A 9,664-nucleotide genomic window follows, 5' to 3' on the forward strand; every position below is an offset into this window, starting at 1 on the left:
CCACCCCCGCCATGCGGCGGACGACCGCCCCCACCACCCGGCCGACCGGGACGCGGGGCCATGCCGGGCCTGCTACCACCGGGGAACGGGCGGGCGCGCCTGTCTGAATAGCCCCAGCGCGGGCCATAGCCGTAATAGTCATCATAACCACGGGACGGGCTGTACCCGTAATAGTCATACCCCCCGCTATAAACCGGGCCTGCACAGCCAGAGAGCGTGCCGACCAGTGTCAGCCCCAGACAACCCAGAATTAGAGGGGTACGTTTCATACGGCGTGCTCCTGTCACCTTATATTTTTCTGGAGTGAGAAAACTACCCAACTTTGACCAGAACATGGTGCTTCTTGCCAGAAGACAACCGAATGGCGCCATCCGCCATGTCTTTTTCTGAAATCACGCCGTTTTCATCCTGTACCACGGCATTGTTCACGCGCGCGCCGCCGCCACGCACCAGCCGGCGGGCTTCCCCATTGGTTTTGGCCAGCCCGGCTTCAACAAACAGGCGGAACACCGGCACACCTTCCGTCAGGATAGCCTGTGGCACGAAATGCACCGGCAGGTCCGCAGCGGTTACGTTCCCTTCCTCAAAAGTCTGGCGGGCCGCTTCTGCCGCAGCCTGTGCGGCCTCGCGCCCGTGGCACAGGGCGGTGGCTTCGGTTGCCAGAATTTTCTTGGCCTCATTAATGTCAGCCCCCTGCAGGGCTTCCAGACGGGCACATTCTTCCAGCGGGAGATCGGTAAACAGCCGCAGGAAACGGCCCACATCCGCATCTTCCGTGTTGCGCCAGAACTGCCAGTAATCAAACACCGGCAGGCGCTTTTCAGACAGCCAGACAGCCCCGTTGGCCGTCTTGCCCATTTTGGCGCCGGAGGCGGTTGTCAGCAGCGGGGTTGTCAGGCCCATCACGCTTTTCTGGTCTGTACGGCGCACCAGATCCACGCCAGAGACAATATTGCCCCACTGGTCAGACCCGCCAAGCTGGAGAGTCACACCGTGGCGGCGGTTCAGTTCCCGGAAGTCATAAGACTGAAGAATGGAGTAGTTGAACTCCAGAAAAGTCAGCCCCTGCTCACGGTCCAGACGGTTTTTGACGGAATCAAAAGAGAGCATGCGGTTAATGGAGAAATGCACCCCCACATCCCGCAGCAGGTCGATATAGGCCAGCTTGTCCAGCCAGTCGGCATTGTTCACCAGAATGGCCCCGGACGCACCGCTTCCAAAGGTCAGGTATTGCCGCAGGCACCCTTCAATCCCTGCCAGATTGGTGCCGATGGTCTCTTCCGTCATCAGCCTGCGGGCTTCCTCACGGAAGGAGGGGTCACCAATTCTGGCTGTGCCGCCACCCACCAGAGCCACCGGGCGGTGCCCATGCTTTTGCAACAGGCGCAGCATCATAATCTGGATCAGGCTGCCCACATGCAGGCTGTCCGCTGTCGGGTCAAAACCAATATAGGCCGCAACAGAGCCCTTCACCATCGCGTCATCCAGCGCAGCGGGATCCGTGCACTGAAAAATGAAGCCGCGCGCTGCGGCTTCCTGCATGAAGGAACTCTGAAACCCGTTTTCGACCATTCTCTTTAAATCCTGTTTACGCCTCTGCCTGCCGCCAAAGCAGAAGATCCGGCCTCACGCTCTAGCACGAGCATGAGGCTGGCTGAACCTCTTCCCTTGTCCCGATGTGTGGATCAGGCCGTGCCGCCCACCGTCAGGCCCGTCATTTTCAGAGTGGGCTGCCCCACGCCGACGGGCACGCCCTGCCCGGCCTTGCCACAGGTGCCGATGCCGGGATCAAGCTCCATGTCTTTCCCGATCATGGACACATGGGTCATGGCGTCCGCTCCGTTGCCGATCAGCGTCGCCCCTTTGACGGGCGTCGTAATTTTTCCGTCTTCCACCAGATAAGCCTCGGAGGCGGAGAAGACGAACTTGCCGGACGTGATATCCACCTGCCCGCCGCCAAAATGCACGGCATACAGGCCGCGCTTCATGGAACTGATCATTTCTTCCGTGGAGGCCTGACCGGGCAGCATGAGCGTATTGGTCATGCGCGGCAGCGGCATATGTGCGTAGGACTGGCGGCGACCATTGCCCGTTGCGGCAACACCCATCAGGCGGGCGTTCAGACGGTCCTGCAAATAACCTTTCAGAATCCCGTCTTCAATCAGCGTCGTCCGGCCTGTGGGGGTGCCTTCATCATCAATGGTCAGGCTGCCGCGCCGGTCCGGCAGAGAGCCATCATCAATCACCGTTACACCGGGGGCGGCAACCCGCGTGCCGACGCGCCCTGCAAAAACCGATGTGCCCTTGCGGTTGAAGTCCCCTTCCAGCCCGTGCCCCACGGCTTCATGCAGCAGGATGCCGGGCCAGCCAGCCCCGAGCACAACTTCCATCTCACCAGCCGGAGCAGGCCGGGCCTCAAGGGCCACCAGCGCCTGCCGCAGGGCTTCATGCACCGCACCCTGCCATGTGTCCGCTTCCAGCAGACGATTGATTTCATACCGGCCACCCAGCCCGTGGCTGCCACTTTCCCGCTTGCCGTCCTGCTCCACCACCACAGACACATTCAGCCGCACCAGTGGCCGCAGATCCGCCACCCGCGCTCCATCGGCACGGATAATCTGCACGGCCTGCCATTCCCCGGAGAGCGAGGCCATAACCTGCACCACGCGGCTATCCTTACCGCGGGCATAGGCGTCAATCTGGGTCAGCAGGCCAGAGCGGGCAGCAAAATCCGTCTCACCCAGCGGGTTGGCCTCCGTGTAGAGACGGCGATTGGTGGAACGGGGAGCATCCGCCATCGTGCCGGAACGCCCAGCACGCACGGCGCTGACAGCATCCCCGGCCCGCGCCAGAGCAGAGCGGCTGAGATCATCAGAATGAGCAAACCCGGTCTCTTCCCCCAGCACGGCCCGCAGGCCAAACCCGCTGCTGGTATCAAAAGACGCGGAGCGGATAACACCATCATCCAGCGCTATCCCTTCACTCTCCCGGTATTCCAGAAACAGTTCCCCATCATCCATCCCGTCCAGCGCCTTGCGGGTCAGGGCTTCCGCATCTGCACGGTCCAGCAGGGCGCCCGGTCTGTCAAAAAACAACTGGTCTGTAACCGCCAGAGCGCCAGGGCTTGAAGGGAGAGACGACATGAACAAAACTCCTGACAGGAAGAAGGCTCCGGGTCACAGATTTTCCCGGCAGAGCAGCCTGAGCATAAACAGTTAAGTGCTGCCGCAAAACCCGCAAGGGGTTTCATCGTTTCTGTCTGGGGGGCAGAGACAACACCTGACAGGGTTTAACGGCCCGCCCCCGACCAACCGCTGCGGCCTCTTTTTCTGCTTTTCCGGCCCCGGCGTTCCGCCGTAGCAGATGAAAGACGACCATGCGCGCTTACCAGACCAGAACACATTCCGGGATTCCGACGTTCCAGAAACAACCAGCACACCCCGCGTCTGGCCGCACGGCCTCTTCCGGCCCTTATCCCCTGCGCCTTGCTCTACTCTGCTGTCTGGCCGCTGCCCCGGCCCCGGTTCTGGCTCAGAGCGCCACCGCCACCCCCACCGCCACGCCATCCATCACCAGCGGGCCAGCCCAGCCCCCTGCCTCGCAGGACCATCCTGCTGTGACTGGCACACCCTCACGCACCGATCCCTCCCCGGTTCCGGCAGCGCCCCCCTCCGCGCCTCACCCTGCCGCTGCGTCTTCTGGAAATGGAACCATTCCAGCAGATCTCCCGGCAAGCCCCCCGTCCGTTGCTCCTGCTCCTGCTCCTGCTCCTGCTCCTGCTCCTGCTCCTGCTCCTGCTCCTGCTCCTGCTCCTGCTCCTGCTCCTGCTCCTGCTCCTGCTCCTGCTCCTGCTCCTGCTCCTGAAGCAGAGTCGAAAGCCGTGCCCCCTGCAAGCACCGATCCTGCACAGGCACCACTGGATGAAGATGATGCCGTCCCGCCCGTGCAGGTCAGACTTTTTGATGTGCAGCCCGCAACCCATGCAGGCCAACATGCCGCGCCGGATTTTGTGCCGCAGGACCTGCGGCCGCCCTCTATTGCGCTGGGAGACCTGTTTGCCGCCATTCATGCAGCCCATATTTTTACAGACGCCAAAGCCGTTGCGGATGCCATCCCGGATCAGGCTCCCACGGATCTGGTCGCAGCATGGCGGCAGGAAAAAGATCTGCCGGATTTCAATCTGAAACGGTTTGTCTCGCAACATTTTACCATCCCGGTGCTGCGCTCCGCGGCCTATAGCCGCAAACCGGGAGAAAGCGTGCGGGACTATATTTCCGGCATGTGGGACGTACTGACGCGGGAGGCCGATACCGCCGTACCGTGGTCCTCCCTGCTGCCGCTACCGGAAACCTATATTGTCCCCGGTGGCCGGTTCTCGGAGTTTTATTACTGGGACAGCTACTTCACCATGATCGGCCTGTATGAAGACGGCCGGATTGATCTGCTCCGCAATGTGGTGCGCGACATTGCATCCCTGATAGACCGGTATGGTCATATGCCTAATGGCAACCGGACCTATTACCTCAGCCGCTCCCAGCCGCCTTTTTTCTCCCTGATGCTGGATCTGCTCGCCAGCCATGACGGACAGGTGGTCTACACATCCTTCCTGCCGGAATTACAGCGGGAATATGACTACTGGACCCACGGGGCGGATGCGCTCAAACCCGGTGCGGCCTGGCAGCATGTGGTCCGCCTGCCGGACAATACCCTGATGTTCCGGCCGTGGGATGATATGGATACCCCGCGGGATGAAAGTTTCCCGCAGGATCTGGCCACCGCGAAAAGCTCACACCGCCCGGCCCCGGACCTCTGGCGGGACCTCCGCGCCGGAGCGGAAACCGGGTGGGATTACACGTCCCGCTGGCTGGCGGACGGCAAGACACTGGACACCATCACCACAACGTCCCTCATCACTATCGAATATAACTGTCTGATGGTACATCTGGAGCAAACGCTCTCCCACGCCTACACCCTGAATGGCGAGAAAGACAAAGCGGCCTTCTACGCGCAGCAGGCCACACAGCTTAAAAACGCGATCAACCACGTTCTCTGGAATGAAAAAGAGGGCGCATATTTCGATTATAACTGGCGAACGGGACAGCTCAGAGACGTGCTGTCCACCGCAACCGCGGTGCCCCTGTTCCTGCATATTGCCTCGCAGGAGCAGGCTGATGCAGTCGCGCGCACGCTTCAGACACGCCTCTTACATATAGGGGGCCTGAGTGTGACAGACCGGGAGACCGGGCAGCAATGGGACTACCCTAATGGCTGGGCACCGGAAGAATGGATGGCCATCAAAGGGCTGGAACAATATGGGCATGATGCTCTGGCGGCAGATATTGGCCGCCGCTGGATGGCCCGCGTGATTGGCACTTATGAAAAAAGCGGTGTGCTGCTGGAAAAATATGATGTCGTTTCCCCCGAGATCAGCGCCACAGGCGGCAAGGGGGGCGGTGAATACCCGATGCAGATCGGGTTTGGCTGGACCAACGGCACCCTGCTGGGGCTGATGAACCGCTATCCGCAGAATACCCGCAAAGTGCTGGATAATAACCCGCTGGCCGACCAGCCCTCCCAGCAGCCATTGCCGCCTGTGGATGCGTGGGATGCAAAAGGGCCGGAAATCCCGGTGACGGAACGCTCACCGCTGAAAGGCGTGCCGGTTTCCTCCCTCAAAACCGATGCGCCTGCACAGAACACATCTGCCCGGACTGAACCGCCTGCTTCTGGCGCACCAGCTCCTCACCCAGCCAGTCCGGTGACGACAACACCTCCGGCCGGGCCTGAGGGGGGTGCTGGTGCAGGCCCGAACACAGGGTCACGCTCGGGGTCAACCTCAGCACCGCTACCAACAGACGAAACTCCAGAAAAACAGGACGAACAGACAGCACCTCTCCCGTCAAGAGATGCGCCACAAAGCCATCCGCCTGCACGCCATGAGGAGTCTGCCGCTGTGACCCCGCTCCTTCAACCGACACCCGCCCCGCGCCCTACTGGCACTGGCACTGGCACTGGCACTGGCACTGGCACTGGCACTGGCACTGGCACTGGCACTGGCACTGGCACTGGCACTGGCACTGGCACTGGCACTGGCACTGGCACTGGCACGCCGATCTCAGATCCAAAGGCTCCCGCGCAAGAGCCGTAAGCCGGAAAAGTCAGAAAAATACGCGCGGGAGGAGACGGCCTGACGCTTCTGCCCGGAGGATCAGAGTCCGGGGAGTTCGTTGACCGTCACAACGCGCCAGCCTTCAGCCAGCCGCTCCAGAATTGTCAGGGAGAGATTCTGGATAGAGAAGTGCAGCGCGGTCTCAGGGTGGATTCGCAGGGCGTGCGCCAGCGCGCCCCGAATGGCCCCGCCATGACTGACGGCAACGATATTCTGCCCTTCATACTCATCAGCCAGCCGGTCCAGCGCCGCACCAACGCGGCCGCACACATCCATCATGCTCTCCCCACCCGGCGGGCATTCCGTGGCCGAGACGGACCAGAAGGGATGCGGGGCCAGACGCAGATGCTGCGGCAGCTCCTGATGCGGCATATTGTGCCATGCGCCGAGATTCTGCTCGATCAGCGCAGGCTCCACGTCCATCGGCACAGGCCCGTATCCGGCCTCCTGAATGGCTTCCGCCGTGCAGCGCGTGCGGGAGAGAGGACTGATCAGCCAGTGCGCGTCACGCGGGAGACGGGCTGCCAGGGCTTCATACATGGGGCGTTGCGCGATCAGGCTATCCGGGCACAAAGGCACATCCAGCGCGCCATATAGCCTCAGCCGGGCATTCTGTTCCACCAGCGCGTGGCGGATCAGCCAGAACCGCGTAATGCCGGGGGCAAGCTGCGGTGTATCGAGAAAATTACCCTGATTAGTTTGCCGGGTCGCGGGGGATGTGAGGCTGACAGTCATGGTCCCTGTTGTGCTGTCAGGAGCCGCCAAGCGCAAGAGCGGAAATGGCGCGGCGCAGGGCATCCGCCTTTTGCAGGTCTGTCACGGTGTCCCGAGAGGAGGATTCTGACCAGTTGGACTCGTCACCCGCTTCATCCGGCTCCCAGCGTGGCGCGTAGGACGGAAGCGGGTCTGCCTGCGCAATGCGATCCCAGTATGTCAGAATCAGGCTGATTTTTTGCAGAACCCGGTGTGCGTCCTGAATTTCCCGCGCCATGCGAGCGGCAGGATCAAGACCTTCATGAGAGGGTTCACCAGAGACAAGGCGCGCACCGGCGGAGAGCCTCAGCGCGCCTACAAGACCATCAGCGGCCTGCGCGTGCGGAATGGGAACAGGCTGGCCGATATGGCACAGCAGGGCTGCCAGTGCTGCCTGCTCCTGCGGGACATACGCAGACAGATCAGCATTCAGCCATTGATAGAGCTTCCGACATCGCGCGAGATCAAGCGGCACAACCCCACGGCTGCTTTCAGGCGCGCGCACAAGGAAAGACAGAATTGTCTGCTGGCGGTCCCAGTCATGCGGCAGAGCCTCCCGCAGGGGCGCAGGTTGCGGCAGGAATTCAAGGTCAGGATTCGCTGCGATCCCTTGTGTGACGGCAGCCAGAAAGCTCTGCAAACGGCGCGCGACACTCTTGGAGGGAATCGCACTCAGCGCCGCCATTTCTGCCTGCGCTGCCCGCCAGCGTAACAGCAATCCATGATTAAAGCCGGAGGCCAGCCCCCGGCAGGCCAGACTGGCTGGCCATTCACACTGGTTGGCATAGGCAGCAAGCCCGGCAGGCAGCGCGCCCTGATCCAGCCGGGCTTTCCAGCTCTCGGGCAACAGGAGAGCACCACAGAATGGCGGCCCGGTAAAGAACTTGGAGCCTGTCACCATAACAGCCCAGCCACGGCTCAGATAAGCCTGAACCCGCTCCGGCATCAGCCGCGCCTGACAGGCATCCACCACCACATCAAGCTGCCCCGGATACTGATTACACAGGACTTCAAGCACTTTCAGGTCAGGGGCCAGCAGGCCCGTTTTAGACAGATCCAGCACATGCAGCAGCACACGCCGCCCTTGCGCTAGTTGCTGTCTGACCTCGCTCTGGCAGGAGGCCGTTACCTCTGCCTCTGGCCGCAAATGCCCCTGCGCATCGCGGAGCGGGAGGGCGACACAGGCTGTGTCTTCCGGGAATCCGTCTACCAGACGACCTTTGCAGACGGACAAGCCGAGAGCGGTTTCCTGCGCAAAATGCTGCCCGTGCGAGGCCAGTGGCACCCCGCTGCCCGTTTCTTCCGGCGCGGTCAGAATGGTTGTCACCGGCTGTCCCGGCAGAGTCGATAAGGCCAGCACCGCCAGAGCGACATCCGTACCGGAGGAGGCCAGCACAATATGATCCTGACCGGGCAGACCATACCATTCCGCCAGAAAGCTCCGGACATCCAGCGCCAGAGTCTGCAAGGCCTGAGGCGCTTTGTTGGCGAGCACCGCCTTTGCAAGCTGCACTCTGGCCATCTCCCCGCCCGTAAAGCCGCGCTCCGACAAAGAAGACGCCGTGGATGATGCAAATGTTATCGCCCAGGGGCGCGGACGATGGGAGCAGCCGTAATGGTTGAGGCCGGTCCGCGGATCAATATTCAGCCGGGCATCTCCCCCTTCCGCCATCAGCGCTTCAACCGGGCCGATCAGCGGCCATGACTGTATGAGCCATGCAGACAGGTCGTCCCAAAGTGCGGCGTCAGACACAGCACTCTGAACGGGGAGACTGACAAGGGGATATAAGGCATCAAAAAGCTGCGGCAGGGTGTCGCGCGAGGGGGGCTGCGCGCTGGCGAGCGTCCGCACCCATGCCTCCGGGGCCGGCAGATCGGCCGGGGCATCCAGCATCCAGAATCGGGCCGCTGTTCTGGCCGCGGAAAAAGAAATTTTCAGTCGGGAAAGAGACTCTGAGGTCGATGCCTCTTCTGACAGAACCGCCAGTTCCAGCGCGTGACGCAGATGGAACGCAACAACCCGCCGTTCCCCAAGGCAGGGGGAGCCCAGCACAATCTGCCGCCCGGCACGCACATGGAACGGATGCGCAACGGCCGGGTCCAGCGTGATCCGGCATTCTGTGGCCAGAAGACGCAGCTCCGGGCGGTCCAGAACGTGCAGCAGGGTCTCCGTCAGGTTTCTGGCAAACATATTTTCGCTTTCAAGTTCCTAACAGATCCGTCGTCCGGCGGCCTGTACGCCTGTTTTTCATATAGCCAAGCATAAGAAAATCGCAAATCTGCCAAGATTGCTGGCAGAGGCCGCTCTTCTGAGCTATGCCGGATATCGGAGATTTCAATCGTTTGTTTGGGTTCACAAAAACGGAATATCAATGCGCATCTTATTAACAGGCGGCTGCGGGTTTATCGGGTCAGCAGTGATCCGTCATATTATCCGCGATACGAACCATTCTGTCCTGAATGTGGACTGCATGACCTATGCGGCGTCCGAGGAAACCGTGGAAGACGCTGCGGAAAGCGGGCGTTACGAATTTGCCCGCGCCAATATTGTGAACGGCAGCGAGCTGAGCCGCCTGTTTGAAACATTCCGGCCGCAGGCTGTCATGCACCTGGCGGCTGAAAGCCATGTGGACCGCTCCATTGATGGTCCGGGGGTGTTTATCCAGACCAACGTGGTCGGCACCTATTCCCTGCTGGAAGCCGCCCGGAAATACTGGCTGACGCTGGATCAGGCTGACCGCG

The 9,664-nt window shown here is 61.4% G+C and carries 6 protein-coding genes and 1 pseudogene; 2 read left to right on the forward strand and 5 right to left on the reverse strand.

The annotated features are described in order from the left end of the window. The 3 genes and pseudogenes from KP699_RS15475 to tldD all read right to left on the reverse strand — a co-directional run. Window positions 1-269 (reverse strand): annotated as a pseudogene (locus KP699_RS15475) (hypothetical protein); the annotation flags it as partial. Between the two features lie 43 nt (window positions 270-312). Beyond that, the gene (gene tyrS, locus KP699_RS15480; protein WP_215763254.1) at window positions 313-1,572 is read right to left on the reverse strand and encodes a tyrosine--tRNA ligase; all 1,260 of its coding nucleotides are present in this window, start codon (window positions 1,570-1,572) and stop codon (window positions 313-315) included. Window positions 1,573-1,685: 113 nt separating this feature from the next. Next, a complete protein-coding gene (gene tldD, locus KP699_RS15485; RefSeq protein WP_215763255.1) occupies window positions 1,686-3,143 on the reverse strand; it encodes a metalloprotease TldD in 1,458 nt (485 codons plus the stop codon). Window positions 3,144-3,376: 233 nt separating this feature from the next. Here tldD and treF point away from each other — a divergent pair, with 233 nt between their 5' ends. Further along, the gene (gene treF, locus KP699_RS15490; protein ID WP_215763256.1) at window positions 3,377-6,148 is read left to right on the forward strand and encodes an alpha,alpha-trehalase TreF; all 2,772 of its coding nucleotides are present in this window, start codon (window positions 3,377-3,379) and stop codon (window positions 6,146-6,148) included. Between the two features lie 60 nt (window positions 6,149-6,208). On the opposite strand, the gene KP699_RS15495 is transcribed toward treF, so the two are convergent. Both KP699_RS15495 and KP699_RS15500 read right to left on the reverse strand, forming a co-directional pair. Then, entirely contained in the window at window positions 6,209-6,904 is a 696-nt protein-coding gene (locus KP699_RS15495; protein ID WP_215763257.1) for a histidine phosphatase family protein, read from the reverse strand. A 16-nt stretch (window positions 6,905-6,920) separates the two neighbouring features. After that, entirely contained in the window at window positions 6,921-9,113 is a 2,193-nt protein-coding gene (locus KP699_RS15500; RefSeq protein ID WP_252347137.1) for a hypothetical protein, read from the reverse strand. A gap of 181 nt (window positions 9,114-9,294) precedes the next feature. On the opposite strand from KP699_RS15500, the gene KP699_RS15505 reads away from it, so the two are divergent. After that, window positions 9,295-9,664, forward strand: a 370-nt coding sequence (locus KP699_RS15505; RefSeq protein ID WP_215763258.1) for a GDP-mannose 4,6-dehydratase, incomplete at its 3' end; no start/stop codon positions are given.

Origin of the sequence: Acetobacter sp. P1H12_c (assembly GCF_018811975.1) — a bacterium.
In the GTDB taxonomy this organism is placed as follows: domain Bacteria; phylum Pseudomonadota; class Alphaproteobacteria; order Acetobacterales; family Acetobacteraceae; genus Acetobacter; species Acetobacter persici.

What these genes read in the sequence shown, in the direction of transcription:
- tyrS (WP_215763254.1), bottom strand. Translation starts at nt 1,572, where the DNA reads ATGGTCGAAAACGGGTTTCAGAGTTCCTTCATGCAGGAAGCCGCAGCG.
- tldD (WP_215763255.1), bottom strand. Translation starts at nt 3,143, where the DNA reads ATGTCGTCTCTCCCTTCAAGCCCTGGCGCTCTGGCGGTTACAGACCAG.
- treF (WP_215763256.1), top strand. Translation starts at nt 3,377, where the DNA reads ATGCGCGCTTACCAGACCAGAACACATTCCGGGATTCCGACGTTCCAG.
- KP699_RS15495 (WP_215763257.1), bottom strand. Translation starts at nt 6,904, where the DNA reads ATGACTGTCAGCCTCACATCCCCCGCGACCCGGCAAACTAATCAGGGT.
- KP699_RS15500 (WP_252347137.1), bottom strand. Translation starts at nt 9,113, where the DNA reads ATGTTTGCCAGAAACCTGACGGAGACCCTGCTGCACGTTCTGGACCGC.